General features: G+C 56.0%; 18 protein-coding genes. 10 read left to right on the forward strand and 8 right to left on the reverse strand.

Annotation, left to right across the window (positions count from 1 at the left end; genetic code table 11):
* Positions 1-143: 143 nt before the first annotated feature.
* From AACV31_RS14365 to AACV31_RS14390, 6 genes are all read left to right on the forward strand, one after another.
* Positions 144-1,097, forward strand: a complete 954-nt coding sequence (locus tag AACV31_RS14365; protein WP_041923317.1) for a carbohydrate ABC transporter permease — start codon at positions 144-146, stop codon at positions 1,095-1,097.
* Positions 1,097-1,942: a carbohydrate ABC transporter permease gene (locus AACV31_RS14370; protein ID WP_007767996.1), complete on the forward strand. Its 846-nt coding sequence runs from the start codon at positions 1,097-1,099 to the stop codon at positions 1,940-1,942. The genes AACV31_RS14365 and AACV31_RS14370 overlap by 1 nt, the downstream gene beginning before the upstream one ends.
* Before the next feature lie 3 nt (positions 1,943-1,945).
* Positions 1,946-3,061 (forward strand): ABC transporter ATP-binding protein, encoded by a 1,116-nt coding sequence (locus AACV31_RS14375; RefSeq protein WP_012815747.1) that lies wholly within the window; start codon positions 1,946-1,948, stop codon positions 3,059-3,061.
* A 9-nt stretch (positions 3,062-3,070) separates the two neighbouring features.
* Positions 3,071-4,726 (forward strand): glycoside hydrolase family 13 protein, encoded by a 1,656-nt coding sequence (locus AACV31_RS14380; protein WP_105538063.1) that lies wholly within the window; start codon positions 3,071-3,073, stop codon positions 4,724-4,726.
* Entirely contained in the window at positions 4,726-6,399 is a 1,674-nt protein-coding gene (locus AACV31_RS14385) for an alpha-glucosidase (protein WP_165153313.1), read from the forward strand. Before AACV31_RS14380 ends, AACV31_RS14385 begins: the two co-directional genes overlap by 1 nt.
* 84 nt (positions 6,400-6,483) lie before the next feature.
* Positions 6,484-6,765: a hypothetical protein gene (locus AACV31_RS14390; RefSeq protein ID WP_075199693.1), complete on the forward strand. Its 282-nt coding sequence runs from the start codon at positions 6,484-6,486 to the stop codon at positions 6,763-6,765.
* A 19-nt stretch (positions 6,766-6,784) separates the two neighbouring features.
* On the opposite strand, the gene rna is transcribed toward AACV31_RS14390, so the two are convergent.
* Complete coding sequence (rna, locus tag AACV31_RS14395) at positions 6,785-7,591, reverse strand: ribonuclease I (RefSeq protein WP_105538060.1); 807 nt, start codon at positions 7,589-7,591, stop codon at positions 6,785-6,787.
* A 107-nt stretch (positions 7,592-7,698) separates the two neighbouring features.
* Positions 7,699-9,060: an anaerobic C4-dicarboxylate transporter DcuC gene (gene dcuC, locus AACV31_RS14400; protein ID WP_012815752.1), complete on the reverse strand. Its 1,362-nt coding sequence runs from the start codon at positions 9,058-9,060 to the stop codon at positions 7,699-7,701.
* A 471-nt stretch (positions 9,061-9,531) separates the two neighbouring features.
* Here dcuC and pagP point away from each other — a divergent pair, with 471 nt between their 5' ends.
* Complete coding sequence (gene pagP, locus AACV31_RS14405) at positions 9,532-10,110, forward strand: lipid IV(A) palmitoyltransferase PagP (protein ID WP_007768012.1); 579 nt, start codon at positions 9,532-9,534, stop codon at positions 10,108-10,110.
* A gap of 190 nt (positions 10,111-10,300) precedes the next feature.
* Entirely contained in the window at positions 10,301-10,510 is a 210-nt protein-coding gene (gene cspE / locus AACV31_RS14410; RefSeq protein WP_002439184.1) for a transcription antiterminator/RNA stability regulator CspE, read from the forward strand.
* Between the two features lie 229 nt (positions 10,511-10,739).
* Here the strand turns inward: cspE and crcB are convergent, their stop codons facing one another.
* On the reverse strand, positions 10,740-11,123 hold the full coding sequence (gene crcB, locus AACV31_RS14415; RefSeq protein WP_165153315.1) for a fluoride efflux transporter CrcB: 384 nt from the start codon (positions 11,121-11,123) through the stop codon (positions 10,740-10,742).
* Between the two features lie 82 nt (positions 11,124-11,205).
* Here crcB and AACV31_RS14420 point away from each other — a divergent pair, with 82 nt between their 5' ends.
* On the forward strand, positions 11,206-11,994 hold the full coding sequence (locus AACV31_RS14420) for a deaminated glutathione amidase (protein ID WP_165153317.1): 789 nt from the start codon (positions 11,206-11,208) through the stop codon (positions 11,992-11,994).
* A gap of 126 nt (positions 11,995-12,120) precedes the next feature.
* Positions 12,121-12,324 carry a twin-arginine translocase subunit TatE gene (gene tatE, locus AACV31_RS14425; protein ID WP_007768016.1) on the forward strand — a complete coding sequence of 68 codons (204 nt, stop codon included), beginning with the start codon at positions 12,121-12,123 and terminating at the stop codon, positions 12,322-12,324.
* A gap of 86 nt (positions 12,325-12,410) precedes the next feature.
* On the opposite strand, the gene lipA is transcribed toward tatE, so the two are convergent.
* From lipA to dacA, 5 genes are all read right to left on the reverse strand, one after another.
* Positions 12,411-13,376 carry a lipoyl synthase gene (lipA, locus tag AACV31_RS14430; RefSeq protein WP_007768017.1) on the reverse strand — a complete coding sequence of 322 codons (966 nt, stop codon included), beginning with the start codon at positions 13,374-13,376 and terminating at the stop codon, positions 12,411-12,413.
* Positions 13,377-13,567: 191 nt separating this feature from the next.
* On the reverse strand, positions 13,568-14,563 hold the full coding sequence (locus tag AACV31_RS14435) for a YbeF family transcriptional regulator (RefSeq protein ID WP_007768019.1): 996 nt from the start codon (positions 14,561-14,563) through the stop codon (positions 13,568-13,570).
* 320 nt (positions 14,564-14,883) lie between these two features.
* Entirely contained in the window at positions 14,884-15,525 is a 642-nt protein-coding gene (gene lipB / locus AACV31_RS14440; RefSeq protein WP_165153319.1) for a lipoyl(octanoyl) transferase LipB, read from the reverse strand.
* Positions 15,526-15,603: 78 nt separating this feature from the next.
* Positions 15,604-15,867: a DUF493 family protein YbeD gene (ybeD, locus tag AACV31_RS14445; protein WP_007768025.1), complete on the reverse strand. Its 264-nt coding sequence runs from the start codon at positions 15,865-15,867 to the stop codon at positions 15,604-15,606.
* 105 nt (positions 15,868-15,972) lie between these two features.
* Positions 15,973-17,187 (reverse strand): D-alanyl-D-alanine carboxypeptidase DacA, encoded by a 1,215-nt coding sequence (gene dacA, locus AACV31_RS14450; protein ID WP_165153321.1) that lies wholly within the window; start codon positions 17,185-17,187, stop codon positions 15,973-15,975.
* Positions 17,188-17,318 lie beyond the last annotated feature (131 nt).

Below are 17,318 nucleotides of genomic sequence, written 5' to 3' on the forward strand. Positions count from 1 at the left end.
GCTTACCCACCTTACGAGCTCGCAACTGTTTTTTGTAGGGCGGGTAAGCGAAGCGCACCCGCCGTGCGGCGTTAACCCCGAGGCTCGCTCGTCGGGATAAGGGCAACATCATCGTGTCCGTCAACATGCTCAACGGAGCGCCTATGAAATCCGATAGCCTTACGTCGCCGCCGGTCCCCCGGCGGCACAACGCCTCCTGGCACCAGCGCCGTCGACGCGTGGCGTGGGGGCTGGTTTTGCCCTCGCTGCTCCTGCTGGCGCTGGCGGCGGGCTGGCCGCTGGTTCGCACCATCTGGTTTAGCTTCACCAACGCCATGCTCGACGCGCCTCAGGATTACCAGATGGTGGGTGTGGCGAACTACTTTGCGCGCAAGGATGGCGTGAGCATCGGCGTACTGAGCGACCCGCTCTGGTGGCAGGCGGTGGGCAACACGCTGTGGTTCACGTTCACTTCGGTGACGCTGGAGCTGCTGCTCGGCATGCTGCTGGCGCTGCTGATGAACGAGAAATTCCGCGGGCAGGGGCTGGTACGCACCGCCATTCTTATTCCGTGGGCGATCCCGACGATTGTCAGCGCCAAAATGTGGGGCTGGATGTTCCACGATCAGTACGGCGTGGTGAACGATCTGCTCGGCAAAATCGGCCTGCCGTCGCATCTCGCCTGGATTGCCGAGCCGTCGCTTTCCATGTGGGCGGTGGTGATCGCCGACGTCTGGAAAACCACGCCCTTTATGGCGTTGATGCTGCTGGCGGCGCTACAGCTCATTCCGGCGGATCTCTATGAAGCGGCGAAAGTGGACGGCGCCAGCCCCTGGCAGCGCTTTAAGCGCATCACGCTGCCGCTGATTATGCCTGCGCTGGTGGTGGCGCTGATTTTCCGCGTGATGGATTCGATGCGTATTTTCGATCTCATCTACGTGCTGACCTCCAACAGCGAGGCGACGATGTCGATTTCCGGCTACGCCCGCGAGCAGATCGTCTCCTATCAGGATATGGGCATGGGTTCCGCGGCCTCGGTGCTGGTCTTCATGATGGTGGCGGGCATCGCAGCCTGCTTTATCCGCGTCGCGCGCCTGAACGACAAGGAGAAAAACTGATGAAAATCACGCGCTGGCAGCGCAGGGCAGGGCATAAGGCGGTGATTTTTATCGGCGCGCTAATGGCCTGTCTGTTCTGCGTTTTTCCCTTCTATTACGCCATCATCAGCTCGCTGCGCGCAGGCCAGGAGCTGTTTACGCCCGCCTATTTTCCAAATAGCTGGCACTGGGATAACTATGTCGTCGCGCTGGTGGATAACGGCATCGCCCGCAGTCTGCTGAACTCGGTGCTGGTGGCGGTGGTGACGGTGGGGCTCTGTTTGCTGGTGTCGGTGACGGCGGCTTTTGCGCTGGCGCGCGTGCCGTTTCGCGGGCGTCGCGTACTGCTTTTTACCATTCTCTGCGTCTCGATGTTCCCGCAGGTGGCGGTGCTGACGGGCATGTTTGAGCTGGTGCGCTTTCTCGGGCTTTACGATTCGCTCGGCGCGCTGGTTATCTCCTACACCACGTTTTCGCTGCCGTTCACCGTCTGGGTGCTGACGACGTTTATGAAGTCGATTCCGGTAGAGCTGGAAGAGGCGGCAATTGTCGATGGCGCGAAAACCGGCACCATTATTCGCCGCGTGTTTGCGCCGGTGCTGGCGCCTGCGCTGGTGACGACCGGGTTGCTGGCGTTTATCGGCGCCTGGAATGAATTCATGTTCGCGCTGACGTTTATTATTTCGAGCGACAAGCGCACCGTGCCGGTCGCTATCAGTATGTTCAGCGGCGCATCGAGCTACGAGCTGCCCTGGGGCAGCATTATGGCCGCGTCGGTGGTGGTGACGCTGCCCATTATTGTTCTGGTGCTTATCTTCCAGAAACGCATCGTCAGCGGCCTGACCAGCGGGGCGATTAAGGGGTAAATCATGGCGCAACTTCGTTTAGAAAAAGTACAAAAACGCTACGGCACCCATGCCGAAGTGATTAAGCCGCTCGATTTACAGATCAACAGCGGCGAATTTGTGGTGGTGGTCGGCCCCTCCGGCTGCGGCAAATCGACGCTGCTGCGCCTGGTGGCGGGGCTTGAGGAGATAACCGACGGCGATATGTATATCGATGACCAGCGGGTCAACGACGATTCGCCATCCGAACGCGGCATCGGCATGGTGTTCCAGTCCTATGCGCTTTATCCGCATATGACGGTCTACCAGAATATGGCGTTCGCGCTCGAAATGGCGAAAGTGTCGGTGAAGGAGATAGACGAGCGGGTGCGCGAGAGCGCGCGGATTTTACAGCTGGAGCACCTGCTGGATCGCCGCCCGAAAGATCTCTCCGGCGGCCAGCGTCAGCGTGTGGCGATAGGCCGCGCGATTGTGCGCGAGCCGAGCCTGTTTCTCTTCGACGAGCCGCTCTCCAACCTCGACGCCTCGCTGCGCGTGCAGATGCGCATGGAAATAGCGGCGCTGCACAAGCGCATTCACGCCACCATTCTCTATGTCACTCACGATCAGGTGGAGGCGATGACGCTCGCGGATCGGATCGTCGTGCTCAATCAGGGCCAGATTGAACAGGTCGGCACGCCGCTTGCGCTTTACGATGCCCCGGCCAATGTGTTTGTCGCGCAGTTTATCGGCTCGCCGAAGATGAACCTGATCCCAGGAAAAATGCTGCGCGTGATGGAACACGCCTGCGAGGTGGAGCTGGAAAACGGCCTGCGCCTGACGCTGCCGGTGCAGGCCGCCGCCGGGCAGGAGGGCGACGAGGTGCAGCTCGGCATTCGCCCGGAGCACGTGGAGATCATGACCCTTGCGAAAGCGGACGTGGAAGGCGAAGTGTTATTCGTAGAGCATATGGGAAATGAAACCCTGGTTTATGTTAACGGCGGTTATGGCGCAGAACCGCTGGTCATGCGCCATACTGAGAGGCTGGAAGTCCGGCCGGAGCATCATCTGGGGCTGAAACTGCCAGTGGAACACTGTTACCTTTTTGACAGCGCGGGCAATGCGTTTGTGCGGCTCAGCGGCCCGAAAACCCAGCACTAAGGGAGCGTGATGAAAGCAATCGACAAGAAGTGGTGGCACAACGCGGTGGTCTACCAGATCTATCCGCGCAGCTTTATGGACGCCAACGGCGACGGCGTGGGCGATTTAGCGGGGATCATCAGTAAGCTCGACTATCTGCAACAGCTTGGCATCAACCTTATCTGGCTCTCGCCGGTCTATAAATCGCCGATGGACGACAATGGCTACGATATCTCCGATTATGACGACATCGCCGCGGAGTTCGGCACGATGGCGGAGATGGAGCAGCTGATCCAGGAAGCGAAAGCGCGCGACATCTACATCCTGATGGATCTGGTGGTGAACCATACTTCCGATGAGCACCCGTGGTTTATCGAGGCGAAAAAGGGCAAAGATAATCCGTACCGCGATTTCTATATCTGGCGCAAACCGGCGCCGGACGGCGGCCCGCCTAATGATTACCGCTCGCATTTTGGCGGCAGCGGCTGGGCGTATGACGAGGCGAGCGGCGAATATTACCTGCACCAGTTTTCGGTGCGCCAGCCGGATCTGAACTGGGAAAATCCGCGCGTGCAGGAGGAGATCCACGCGATGATGAACCGCTGGCTGGATAAGGGCATCGGCGGTTTCCGCATGGACGTTATCGACTTAATCGGCAAAGAGGTGGATAGGCAGATCATGGCGAACGGCAAGCATCTGCACGTGCTGCTGCGCCAGATGCATGACGCCACGTTCGGCCCGCGCGATTCGCTGACCGTGGGCGAAGCCTGGAGCGCCACGCCGGAAGATGCGCTGCTCTACAGCGACCCGGAACGCCGCGAATTGTCGATGGTGTTTCAGTTCGAACATATCAAACAGACCTGGGATGAAAAAGCCGGTAAGTGGCGCAGCAGGCCGTTCGAGCTGCCGCGCTTTAAGGCAGTGATCGATAAGTGGCAGACGGCGCTTGCCGACCGCGGCTGGAATTCGCTGTTCTGGAGTAATCATGACCTGCCGCGCGCGGTGTCGAAATTCGGCCACGACGGCGAGTTTCGTGAGGTCTCGGCGAAAATGCTCGCCACCGCGCTCCACTGCCTGCGCGGCACGCCCTATATCTATCAGGGCGAAGAGATCGGCATGACCAATGTGCGTTACTCCACCATTGAAGAGTATCGCGATATCGAAAGCCTCAATTTTTACCGGGAACTTATCGCAGGCGGCCTGACGCATGACGAGATGATGACCGGTATTTACGCCAACGGCCGCGACAACGCCCGCACGCCGATGCAGTGGGATGAGAGCCCGAATGGCGGCTTTACCACTGGCATGCCGTGGCTTGGCGTGAACCCTAACTACCGCGAGATTAACGTGGCGCAGGCGCTGGCCGAGCCCGATTCCATTCTCTGGCACTATCAAAAGCTGGTGGCGCTGCGTAAACAGTATCCGATTCTGGTGTATGGCGATTATCAGATGCTCTTTGCCGAGCATCCGGAAGTGTTCGCCTGGGTGCGCCGCTACGAGGGTGACACGCTGCTGGTGATTAACAACTTCTTCGGCAACGCCATTACGTTGCCCATTCCGGAAGCGATGCAGGCGTGGCACGGCGAATGCCTTATCAGCAACTATGCGCCGCGCGATCAGCTCGCCGTGAGTCTGGAACTGCAACCTTATGAATCTTTCGCGCTGTTAATCCATCAGGAGGGGTAATGAGTGAAGCATCGACGCAGGTAAAAGGCCGCTGGTGGAAAGAGGCGACGGCCTACCAGATTTATCCGCGCAGCTTTAAAGACAGCAACGGCGACGGTATTGGCGATCTCAACGGCATTATTGAAAAGCTCGATTACCTGAAAGATCTGGGTATCGATCTTATCTGGATCTGCCCGATGTATCAGTCGCCCAACGATGATAACGGGTACGACATCAGCGACTATCAGGGAATAATGGCGGAGTTTGGCACGATGGCCGATTTCGACCGGCTGCTGGAGGGCGTGCATCAGCGCGGTATGCGGCTCATCCTCGACCTGGTGGTGAACCATACCTCTGACGAGCACCCGTGGTTTCTGGAGTCGCGCTCCTCGACGGATAACCCCAAGCGCGACTGGTATATCTGGCGCGACGGCAAGAACGGGGCGGAGCCGAATAACTGGGAATCTATTTTCAGCGGCTCGGCGTGGAAGCGTGACGATCTCACCGGTCAGTATTTCATGCACCTGTTCAGCAGCCGCCAGCCCGATCTTAACTGGGAAAACCACGAGATGCGCGCCGCCGTCTACGACATGATGCGCTGGTGGCTGGATAAAGGCATCGACGGGTTTCGCATTGACGCCATCGCGCATATGAAAAAGGAGCCGACGTTAAGCGACGTGCCCAACCCGGAAAAACTGCCTTATGCGCCGTCGATGGTGTCGCACCTTAATTATGACGGCCTGCTCGATTATGTGGACGATATCTGTCGCAACGTCTTTAACCAGTACGACATCGTGACGGTAGGCGAGATGAACGGGCTGGACGCCGCCCATGCGGAAGAGTGGGTGGGCGAAAACCGCGGGCGGCTCAATATGGTGTTTCAGTTCGAGCATGTGCGTCTTTGGGAGCCGCAGGCGGGCCTGCGCCCGACGCCCGCCGTGTTGCGTAACATTTTCACCGCCTGGCAGCAGGCGCTGGAAGGCAAAGGCTGGAACGCGTTGTATGTGGAAAACCATGACGTGACGCGCGTGGTGTCGCGCTGGGGCGATACCGAGCATCACTGGCGCGAAAGCGCGACCTGCATCGCGGCGATGTATTTTCTGATGCAGGGCACGCCGTTTATCTACCAGGGCCAGGAGATCGGCATGACCAACACGCGCTTTGCGAGCCTTGACGATTTTGACGATGTCTCGGCCCATAACAAAGCGCGCGACCTCCGGGATCAGGGGATGAGTGAGGAGGAGATTGTCGCCTTCCTGACGCGTACCGGGCGCGATAACTCCCGCACGCCGATGCAGTGGGACGCGTCGCCGTATGCCGGCTTCAGCACCCATGAACCCTGGCTGAAGGTGAACCCGAACTACGAGATGATCAACGTTGAAAGCCAGCAGCACGACCCGCATTCGGTGCTGAACTTTTATCGGCAGATGATCCACCTGCGAAAGCGTGAGCCGGCGCTGATTTACGGGCGCTACGAGACAGTGCTTGACGATCACGAGCAAATTTACGCCTACCGCCGCGTACTGGGCGATGAACAGTTAGTGGTGTTGTGTAACTTCTCCGGCAAAGCCGCGGAGTGGGACGCAGGGGCGCTGTCGCTTGAGGGCGCGTTCTGCGTGCTGGCGAATCTGGACGATACGCAGGAGCCGCACCGGTTACGCGCCTGGGAGACGCGGGTTTATAAACTGGCGTAAAGCGTCTCAGGGTGTGACGTAACAATCTTTTTTGCGAGACAGATCGCGCCACGATGGCGCGATTTTTTTACATGGACGCAATCTATGATTCGTAAAACACGTCTGGCCGTCCTGGCGTTGCTGGCGGTGTGGTATGCGGCGCCTGCGGGAGCGGCGCTCAGCGATGATGACGTCAAAGCGCAGGTGATTCAGGAGTCGATAGATGTTTATCCCGGCAACTGTCCTTGCCCTTATAACGCGATGCGTAATGGCCGTGCCTGCGGCGGGCGCAGCGCCTGGAGCCGGGCCGGGGGCTACTCACCTATTTGCTATAAACGCGAAGTAACGGCAGAGATGGTCAGGGAGTGGCGCGAGCGCAACGAATAATCGCGCTCGCGTAACAGGATTAATACCCGACGTTATCGAGAATAAAGTTTTTACTGCAGTTACCCGGATGCGGCTGTGGGGCAAACGAGTCGGCGGTGAGCGGCGCGTTGATCTTCGCGGCATTCAGCGAGATCTGCATCTCGGTAAGGTAAGCCGGATTGCCGTTGCAGGTGAGCTTCACCGCACGCACGCTCTGGCGGCCAAACGCTTTAGCGACGGCGGTATCAAACGCCTGGCGGCTGACCGCTTTACCGTAGTTGGCGGCAAGAAACGCGCCAATCGGACTCTGCTTCACTTCATTGTTCATGCGCACCATGGTGCCGAAATAGGCGTCCGGATCGAAGCCGAAGCAGACGCCGTGTTTGGCGTATTCATAACGCTCAAGGCAGGAATCGCCGCCAGCGCCCGGCATCGTCTCGCTGAGCTTCTCAGCGGTTTCCAGCGACAAACCGGTTTCCGCCGCCTGGCATTTTTTATCGGCGCGGGCGAGCGGCATATTCGGAATGGGGCGCGTGGCGCAGCCGTAGCGCATCCAGCGTTTCTCATCAACGCCGCGTAAGGCGACAGATTTCGGCAGGCCGGGCCACAGGCCGTGCACGGTCAGGTAGTTGCGTTTATCGTCTTCTTCTTTTTGCAGCGCGCATTCGGCGGGTTCATCGCGTTGCCGCTCGTGCATACTCTGGCAAAAACCGGTTTGCCATGAGAGCGCCAGCACGTAGCGATCGAAATCGCCATACTGCTTCGCTTCCAGCGGCTGCGCGACGGCGGTCGTCGCAGCCATCGCCAGTAGTGCGCCCGCAGCGAGTAAAACTTTCCTGTTAACCATAGTATGGGTCCGAAATCGACGGGATAAATCACAAGGGTGTGTCATTTAACCATAAAAAAAGCGCCGCGAGGGCGCTTTTCAGACTGATTCCGCTTAAGGACAGACGATTATGCCGCCACCAGCAGCTGCGTAGCGACGATAACGACGATTAATCCAACCAGCACCGGCACCGAAGTGCGCTTGACGACTTCAAACGGAGAGATTTTCGCCATCCCGGCGACGGCCACCACCACGCCGGAGACCGGCGAAATAGTGCGGCCCAGGTTAGAGGCCTGCAGCATCGGGATCGTCAGATAAGCCGGGTTCACGCCTGCGCTGTGCGCGAGCTTCGGGATCATCTCAACGAACGCGTAAAACGGCGCGTTGCCGGAGCCGGTCGTCATCGCGGCGAGCATCGTGAGCGTGACCAGCACCAGCATCAGAATAATGCTGGCCGAGCCAAACGACGTGGCGATGGAGATAAGGCTCTGGATAAAGCCGATAGTGCTGAGCCCCTGAGCGAAAACGCCAGCCGCCACCAGCAGAATGACCACGCCTGCGAAGGCGTCCGCCATGCCGCGGTACGCCACTTCCAGTCCGGCAAAAACCGTTTTGCTGTCAAAGCTGCGGATAAACTCAATAACGGCGGTCAGCACCATGCAGATGACCAGAATCGTGATGATATGCAGCTGCGGGCCCCATTTGCCGTCGAAAATCAACACGCCAATAATGGGGCTGAACGGCAGAATCGCGTAAAAAGCGGGCGCGTTAGTGGTGATGTCTTTCACATCCAGCGTTTCATGATAGATGTGCTCTTTTTTATCGAGCCAGCGCTGCCAGAAGAAGTGGGCAATCGCCATGCTGATGATGGCCGCGATGGAAATCGGCAGCGTGGTTTTAAACGCGAAATCGATGAGCGGCATCTCAGAGGCCTGCGCGGCCAGCACCACATCGCCGGACGTCGGGGAGAGAATAATCGCCGCCGGAGAGGCGCAGATAGCCGCCGCCGCGCCGCGACTGATGCCGACATTCACCATCACCGGGAAGAGCGTCGCCATCAGCAAGACGCCAAGCCCGGTCGCTGAGGAGACGGCGAGCGACATCAGACAGGCGACGAAATAGGCGGCAATCATCAGCAAATAGGGCGAGTTAATATAACGCAGCGGGCGGGAGGCGAGCTTTACCACCATATCGTTAGCGCCGGTGTGCGTCATATAGGCGGCAAACCCGCACAGCATCATAATCATCATGCCGAGATCGCCGCCGCGGCTCATCAGCAGAATTTTTATATATTCAAAAATATCGCTGACGGCGTAGCCGGTACTGGTCTCTTTCGCCGGTAATATGGCGTGACCCATTAGCGCGCTAATAATTAACAGTAAAATACCGCCGACAAACAGCACGCCCGTGGCGGAATAACCTTTAATGATATAACGCGCGACCCCCACAATAACCACGACGCCTGTGAGGAGTTCCAGAATTGTTCCCATAATTGCCTCTGTTGAGCGACTGCAGAAATAACCTGGCGACGTCAGGCGCGTGGCGCAGGCATGATGCGGGGGAATGTGCCTGAATTACCCTGAGCGTTATCTGATACACATCAATAAACCTTCCGCTAGCCGCAAAGATGAACAGCAGGCAAATAAACTATCAATAAATTAATGGGTTGCATAGCACTGTGGCTACGCCGGGACACTGATAATGACGCAGAGGCGCAGGCAGACCGAAATTTACGTTAGGGAAAAGCGCTCGGGACAGTTAATGACGGGCATTATTCCGGCAGGGGCGAGAATATGAAAAACAACGATTTTTAGCGCATGTACAGCGGGGGAGAAGCGTCTGAAAAAGGGCAAGCTGCGCGGCTGCCGGCTCGCTTTAGGAATTAACTGGCAGCCGGTTAAGTCTTCATTGAGGCACGATCGCGTAAAATATGCCTTCATACTAACAGTGGTAATTAAGACGTGACCGTAGTTAATAAATCCTTTCTGACGTTTCTTGTATTTTTCTGCCAGATATTATTTCCTCTGAACGCCTCGGCGCTGGAAGCGCCACGTACCGTAAAGGCCTGGGCCTCTGTGCTTGGCGATAACATCGCTGAGACATGGAACGAGCCGCAGCACGTGGATCTCTATGTTCCGGCTATCACTTGGCATGCGCGTTTCGCGTATGACAAAGAGAAAACCGATCGCTACAACGAACGCCCGTGGGGCGCGGGTATCGGCAAATCGCGCTGGGATGAAAAAGGCAACTGGCACGGCCTGTATGTGATGGCGTTTAAAGATTCCTACAACAAATGGGAGCCTATCGCCGGTTATGGCTGGGAAGCGACATGGCGCCCGCTGCCTGACGACGCATTCCATGTGGGGCTGGGGTATACGCTTGGCGTAACGGCGCGCGATAACTGGGATTACATCCCGATTCCGTTGGTGCTGCCGCTGGCGTCGGTGGGCTATGGACCTGCGACATTCCAGATGACGTACATCCCCGGAACCTACAACAACGGAAACGTTTACTTCGCGTGGCTCCGGTTGCAGTTTTAAGCGCAAAATATTTTCAGTCATAAGAAAATGCGCTAAGCCAGACAAAACAAGGCTCACAAGCCCAACGGCAAAAAAAGTTCGCGACTTTTATCACTTTTTCTAAAAGTTGGACTGGACAAAAGCCACCACAATTGATGTACTGATATCCGACACAGCATTTGTGTCGATTTTTCATGTAAAGGTAATTTTGATGTCTAAGATTAAAGGTAACGTTAAGTGGTTTAATGAATCCAAAGGATTCGGTTTCATTACTCCGGAAGATGGCAGCAAAGACGTGTTCGTACACTTCTCTGCGATCCAGAGCAATGGTTTCAAAACTCTGGCTGAAGGTCAGCGTGTAGAGTTCGAAATCACTAACGGTGCCAAAGGCCCTTCTGCTGCTAACGTAATCGCTCTGTAATTACAAACAGCAAGAATTTCAAAACCCGCTGACTCAGCGGGTTTTTTTATGCCTGCCGTTTTACTTTTCCTCAGTAAAACAGAAAGCTTTTCAGGAAAAACGCGACCACCAGAACGCTGAATAACACCGCCAGCCAGCTCATCATTTGCGCTTTCATAAGCCCCTCCCGACACAGACGATAAGCCGATAGTGGCAGAGAAAAATTAAGCTAACATTAACGCGGCGTCGGCTAGCGCACGCTGACGGAAGAAAAAAGCCAGAATGCGAGCGCCGTCATCATAAACGAGCCGAACAGGTTCAGCGCCACGTTAAGCCCCGCCCAACCGATGCGGCCCTCCTGCAGCAAAAACACCACTTCAGCGGAGAAGGTCGAAAAGGTCGTCAGGCCGCCGCACAGGCCAGTCGTAATGAGGAGTTTCCACATTGGATCCAGGTGCGTCATGCGGCTGAACCAGGCAAGCCCGGCGCCAATGATAAATGCCCCGGCGAGGTTAGCGGTAAGCGTTCCGAGAGGAATCGCGTGGTGCGCAGGATTGAAGCGCAGACCGAGCCACCAGCGCAGCACGCTGCCGGTGCCGCCGCCGAGAAATACCGCAAACATAATTTTTAACATGGGACGCTTGTCATGATGTTATTTGAAAGACGAATAGTTTACCGTCAGCAAAGGCATGCTGGCTACCGGAAGGGGAAGTGAAATGAAAGTGGCGGTTGGACAGTTTGCGGTCACGCCTGACGCGCAACAAAATGCACAAACCTGCACAGCGCTGATGGCTAACGCCGCCAGCCAGAATGCCGCGTTGCTGGTGCTGCCGGAGGCGTTGCTGGCGCGCAGTGACAGCGACCCGGATATGTCGGTGAAATCGGCTCAGCCGCTTGATGGCGACTATGTTCTGCGCCTGCGCGAGGAGAGCGCCAGAAACCGCCTGACAACGCTTCTGACGCTCCATATCCCGACCGCTAAGGGCAGGGCGGCCAACACGCTTATCGCGCTGCGCGGCGGCGAGATTATCGCGCAGTATCAGAAGATTCATCTGTATGACGCTTTCGCGATGCAGGAGTCGCGGCTGGTGGACGCTGGCAGCACGTTGCCGCCGTTAATTGAGGTGGAGGGCATGAAGGTCGGGCTGATGACCTGCTATGACTTACGCTTCCCGGAGATGGCGCTGAGCCTGGCGCTTGAGGGCGCTGACGTGCTGGCGTTGCCAGCGGCCTGGGTGCGTGGGCCGCTCAAAGAGCATCACTGGGCCACGCTGCTCGCGGCGCGGGCCCTGGACACCACCTGTTATATCGTGGCGAGCGGCGAGTGCGGCAACCGCAATATCGGCCAGAGTCGCGTGGTGGACCCGCTTGGCGTGACGATCGCGGCGGCGGGGGAACGTCCGGAGCTGATTTTCGCTGAGATTTCAGCGATGCGCGTGGCGCAGGTGCGTGAACAGCTGCCGGTGCTCAAAAACCGTCGTTTCGCGGCGCCAGAATTATTTTGATGTTTTTTTATCCAGCGCTTGATTCATCTCGTTACAGATTGCTATTGTGTGTCGGGCTTAAATGACCGTTAATAAGTACGGTCTTTGACATCGCCGACTGGCGCCAGATTTTCTAAGAAGGTAAGTATGGGTGAAATTAGTATTACCAAACTGCTCGTGATCGCCGCACTGGTTGTTCTGCTGTTTGGTACCAAAAAACTGCGTACGCTTGGGGGCGACCTGGGTGCTGCGATTAAAGGCTTCAAGAAAGCAATGAACGACGACGAGTCCGGCGCGAAAACGCCTGCGGCGACCGAAGCCCCGGCAGAACGTCTTTCTCACAAAGAATAATTCCTGCCCCTGCGGCATAAAAAAACCGGCTCACAGAGGCCGGTTTTTTTGTGGGCGAAGCCCGATGGTAACAACTTGTTACGCGCTTATTTCACTTCTTCGCCTTTCGCCTGGAGATCGGCATGGTAGGAAGAGCGTACGAACGGGCCGCAGGCGGCGTGGGTAAAGCCCATCGCCAGCGCTTCCGCTTTCATCTCTTCAAACTCATCCGGGCTCACATAGCGCTGTACCGGCAGGTGGTGACGGCTCGGCTGCAGGTACTGGCCCAGCGTCAGCATGGTCACGCCGTGGGCGCGCAGATCGCGCATCACGTCGATGATTTCCGCATTGGTCTCGCCAAGGCCAACCATCAGCCCGGATTTGGTCGGGATCTCCGGGTGCGCTTCTTTAAAGCGCTCCAGCAGCTTCAGCGACCAGTTATAGTCCGCACCCGGACGCACCTGACGATAAAGACGCGGCACGTTTTCCAGATTGTGGTTAAACACATCCGGCGGCGTGGCGGTCAGGATCTCCAGCGCTTTATCCATACGGCCGCGGAAATCGGGCACCAGCGTCTCGATTTTGATGGTCGGGCTCTTTTCACGGATAGCCGTAATGCAGTCGGCAAAGTGCTGAGCGCCGCCGTCACGCAGGTCATCGCGATCCACAGAAGTGATAACGACGTAGCGCAGCGCCATATCGGCGATGGTTTGCGCCAGCTTCTGCGGCTCGTTAGCGTCCGGGGCGACCGGACGGCCGTGCGCCACGTCGCAGAACGGGCAGCGACGGGTGCAGATAGCGCCGAGGATCATAAAGGTCGCGGTGCCGTGGTTGAAACACTCCGCAAGGTTCGGGCAGGAGGCCTCTTCACAAACCGAGTGGAGGCCATTCTTGCGCATCGCCGCTTTGATACCCTGGATGCGGGTAGAGTCGGCAGGGAGTTTGATTTTCATCCACTCCGGCTTTCTTAACAAAGCCTCCCGCTCTGTCGCCACATTCTTAACCGGGATAAGGGCCATTTTATCGGCATCGCGGTATTTAACACCGCGTTCCATCACAATGGGTTTACTCATAGCGTGCGTGTTCCAGTTGCGGATAACGAAGGAAAGCGTTTAAATTCAAGCTAATGTTGTATTTATCAACTATTTTTGAATTAACGGCACGCAGTATAACATTACTGCCACACAGAATCAGCCTGAGGGCATCCGAAACGCCGAAGAATTTGTAAAATAGTTGTTATTCTGTGCCCTTAAGCGGTCGCCCATTAGGAGGGCGACGCGCCGGCTGAAACGGTCTGATGCGTAAACCCTTCCACAATCGCTTCAATGACATTCTGCACCACAGGATCACGCAGGCTGAATTTATTGTAATGCAATGAAATGTCGAAAGTTTCTTTTATAACGACATCACTTTCCACTTCAATAAGCCCAAAGCTGTCTTTAAATAACGTGAATATTCGTGCGGGCATAAAGCCGATTAAATCGCTGCTGCCGATGATAGAGGCGATCGTCACCATATTGTAACTGCTAAACGAAACGTTTCGATCGGGCAGTAAGGTATTAATCTGCTTACGTACGCCATTCACCATTCCGCCCGGCAGCATGATGAAAGTGTGCTCCCAGGTTTGCAGGTCTTCCGACGTGACCGGCTCGCCAGTCCGCGAGCAAGGATGGCCGCGACGACACACCACGGCGACGCGATCTTTAAAGAGCAGGTGCGTGCTGAGAGTACGCGAAGACCATGAGCCGCTGTCGACCACCAGGTCGGTCTGGAACTGGCTCAGCTGGGTTTCAGTGTCCTGCAGCGGGATGTTACGGATTTGCAGATGGGGATTTACCGTGCGGATCTGCTTGTAAATCTGTGGGATCACCAGCGCGCCCAGCGAGGCGGAGGTGGCAATAGTAATGGTGCGCTGTTTTTCGTGCTCGCCCTGTAAATCCAGCGCGCCGAGAATAGATTCCAGTCCCTGACTGATATATTCATGCATGTGAGTCGCATAAGCAGTCGGGGTGACCCCTTGCCCTTTGCGAATAAACAACGGATCGGGAAATATCAGTCGCAGTTTCTGAATAGACTGGCTGATGGCCGATGGCGTCAGGTTCAGTACTCTTGCCGCGTTTACGATGCCTTTATGCACGTATACGGCTTCGAAAATCGTCAGCAGGTTTAGATCGATATTTCGCAGAGTCTGGAATATTTGCGGTCTACTGTCATCTTCCTGTTTGGCTGAAGGTTTTTCAGGGGGATGGTTCAATTCCACGCTACGCTCCAACTGTATAGATAAATCAAATAATAGAGAGGTTCTATTTATAATAACTGTGAACAGGTCCCTTAGCCGACAATAAAACGCTCCGGGGATCTTACCCGCATAAAGTGAACAGGACTTTACATGGACGGCATAGGGGCGGGTGGTGTTTTCAGATAAATCCCGCTAATCTTCTCTTGCCGTTAATCCATTGATGAGATTAAGGAAAATCTATTCAGGCGCAGAGAAAATAAATAATCCGTTATGGAATGTAAAGCGGCAAATTGCATATCGATTAAAGGCCGCCACAAGAAGGGCGGCGAACCAGGAAAGTCTTAAGCGCTGATATATTCCGCGGGGGGATTATTAAGTAGCGCTAAAAAGTGATGCACCAGTCGTGGTTGCACCGCTTCAGGGTTTGCGCCAGCAGAAAGGGCGCTCACCTGGGTCATTTCCATCCCGGCGTACCCGCAAGGATTAATACGTAAAAAAGGGCGTAAATCCATATTAATATTGAGTGCAAGCCCGTGAAACGAGCAGCCTTTACGAATACGCAGACCCAATGAGCAGATTTTTTTGCCATCCACATAGACGCCTGGCGCGTCTGGTCGAGGGTAGGCGTTAATATTCCACTCTGCAAGTGTATTGACGACGGTCTGTTCCAGTAAGGTGACCAGGTCACGCACGCCAAGTTTGCGGCGTCTGAGATCTAACATCACATACATGACCTGTTGGCCGGGGCCGTGATAGGTCACCTGGCCGCCGCGATCGCTCTGAATAACCGGAATGTCGCCTGGCATCAATACATGCTCTGCCTTGCCGGCCTGCCCCTGCGTAAACACGGGGGTGTGCTCGACCAGCCAGATCTCATCCGGGGTGGTTTCTTCGCGTTCGTCGGTAAACTGATGCATTGCCTGCGAAACGGGTTCATAAGGCTGAAGCCCGAGCTGGCGAACAATGATTTTTTCCTGAAGCAAAACGGCGTCTCCGAAGAGAGAAGGTGCGGGGAGTATATCACGAAGAGAAGTTACCCGGACGCGGCCGGGTAACGGGGATTACAGTACCATACGCACGATGTCGATATTGCCAAGCTCTTCATAGAGCGTTTCCACCTGCTCGATATGCGTCGCATTGATGGTAATCGAAACGGAATGGTAGTTGCCTTTGCTGCTCGGTTTAATCTGCGGCGTGTAGTCGCCGGGAGCATGGCGCTGCACTACCTCGACGACCAGATCGACCAACTCAGGCTTCGCCAGGCCCATTACTTTGTAAGTAAAGGGGGTCGGGAACTCAAGCAGCTCGTTAAGTTTGGTTTTCATGTCAGCTCCAGCGTTACGTCAAAAAATAATAACTCCCGCCGAAGCGGGAGTTGGATTGATGCTTAGTATATGGGGATGAAAGTCAGGCTTTCAAGTGGTCAGTAATTAACCAAACCAGTGGTGGAACATCAGTTTGATGTAATCGATGATGCGGCCAAAGAAATTGCCTTCCTGAATCTCTTCCAGTACGACCAGCGGGCGCTGCTCGATGGTTTTACCGTCCAGCTGGAAATTAATGGTGCCGACCACCTGATTTTTCGCCAGCGGCGCGTGCAGCTCAGAGGTGTTCAGCACATAGCTCGCTTTCAGATCTTTCATGCGGCCACGCGGGATGGTCAGATAGATATCTTTATCAACGCCCAGCGATGCGCGGTCGTTATCGCCAAACCAGGCCGGTTCAGACGCAAACTCTTTGCCCGCTTTCAGCGGATTTACGGTTTCGAAGAAACGGAAGCCCCAGGTCAGCAGTTTTTTGCTTTCAGCTTCGCGGCCTTTAAAGGTGCGACCGCCCATCACGGCGGAGATGAGGCGCATCTGGCCTTCGGTGGCAGACGCAACCAGGTTGTAGCCTGCTTTGTCGGTGTGACCGGTTTTGATGCCGTCCACATTCAGGCTGTTATCCCACAGCAGACCGTTACGGTTGGTCTGGCGGATGCCGTTGAAGGTGAACTCTTTCTCTCTGTAGATGGAGTATTCGTTCGGCACATCGCGGATCAGCGCCTGGCCAATCAGCGCCATATCGCGCGCAGAGCTGTACTGACCATTAGCGTCAAGACCGTGTACGGTCTGGAAATGGGTGTTTTTCAGGCCCAGCGCGGTAACGTAGCTGTTCATCAGGCCCACAAACGCGTCCTGGCTCCCTGCGACGTAGTCGGCCATCGCCACGCAGGCGTCGTTGCCGGACTGCAGGTTAATCCCGCGGATCAGCTGAGAAACCGGCACCTGCATGCCAGGCTTCAGGAACATCAGGGATGAGCCTTTGAAGACCGGGTTGCCGGTGGCCCAGGCGTCGTTGCCGATAGTTACCACATCGGACTCTTTAAATTTGCCTGCTTTCATCGCCTGGCCGATGACATAACTGGTCATCATTTTGGTCAGGCTCGCCGGATCGCGGCGCGCGTCAGCGTTCTGCTCCGCCAGCACTTTCCCTGAGTTGTAATCGATGAGGATGTAAGCTTCCGCGTCGATCTGCGGCACGCCTGGGATCATCGTTTTGATATTAAGGTCGTCGGCATGGGCGGCGGTGGAAAGGGCTGCGACAGAAAGCACCGTGGTAACGGCGAGACGCTGCATAAAACGAACGGAGAAAGTGGTCTTCATGGTCTGAACAACGACATCCGTGATGAGTGAAAAAAAGTGCCTTACTATAGCAAATGCCTTATGGGCTGGCATCCGACTTTGCGCATGACTTTGTTAACGGCCTTTACCGTAACTGACAAAGCGGCAGGCCA

The sequence above is a fragment of the Cronobacter sp. EKM101R genome (assembly GCF_963888145.1).
GTDB lineage: Bacteria > Pseudomonadota > Gammaproteobacteria > Enterobacterales > Enterobacteriaceae > Cronobacter > Cronobacter turicensis.

Bases quoted from the DNA above. Each gene is read 5' to 3' on its own strand.
- AACV31_RS14365 (WP_041923317.1), top strand. From the start codon at position 144: ATGAAATCCGATAGCCTTACGTCGCCGCCGGTCCCCCGGCGGCACAAC.
- AACV31_RS14370 (WP_007767996.1), top strand. From the start codon at position 1,097: ATGAAAATCACGCGCTGGCAGCGCAGGGCAGGGCATAAGGCGGTGATT.
- AACV31_RS14375 (WP_012815747.1), top strand. From the start codon at position 1,946: ATGGCGCAACTTCGTTTAGAAAAAGTACAAAAACGCTACGGCACCCAT.
- AACV31_RS14380 (WP_105538063.1), top strand. From the start codon at position 3,071: ATGAAAGCAATCGACAAGAAGTGGTGGCACAACGCGGTGGTCTACCAG.
- AACV31_RS14385 (WP_165153313.1), top strand. From the start codon at position 4,726: ATGAGTGAAGCATCGACGCAGGTAAAAGGCCGCTGGTGGAAAGAGGCG.
- AACV31_RS14390 (WP_075199693.1), top strand. From the start codon at position 6,484: ATGATTCGTAAAACACGTCTGGCCGTCCTGGCGTTGCTGGCGGTGTGG.
- rna (WP_105538060.1), bottom strand. From the start codon at position 7,591: ATGGTTAACAGGAAAGTTTTACTCGCTGCGGGCGCACTACTGGCGATG.
- dcuC (WP_012815752.1), bottom strand. From the start codon at position 9,060: ATGGGAACAATTCTGGAACTCCTCACAGGCGTCGTGGTTATTGTGGGG.
- cspE (WP_002439184.1), top strand. From the start codon at position 10,301: ATGTCTAAGATTAAAGGTAACGTTAAGTGGTTTAATGAATCCAAAGGA.
- crcB (WP_165153315.1), bottom strand. From the start codon at position 11,123: ATGTTAAAAATTATGTTTGCGGTATTTCTCGGCGGCGGCACCGGCAGC.
- AACV31_RS14420 (WP_165153317.1), top strand. From the start codon at position 11,206: ATGAAAGTGGCGGTTGGACAGTTTGCGGTCACGCCTGACGCGCAACAA.
- tatE (WP_007768016.1), top strand. From the start codon at position 12,121: ATGGGTGAAATTAGTATTACCAAACTGCTCGTGATCGCCGCACTGGTT.
- lipA (WP_007768017.1), bottom strand. From the start codon at position 13,376: ATGAGTAAACCCATTGTGATGGAACGCGGTGTTAAATACCGCGATGCC.
- ybeD (WP_007768025.1), bottom strand. From the start codon at position 15,867: ATGAAAACCAAACTTAACGAGCTGCTTGAGTTCCCGACCCCCTTTACT.
- dacA (WP_165153321.1), bottom strand. From the start codon at position 17,187: ATGAAGACCACTTTCTCCGTTCGTTTTATGCAGCGTCTCGCCGTTACC.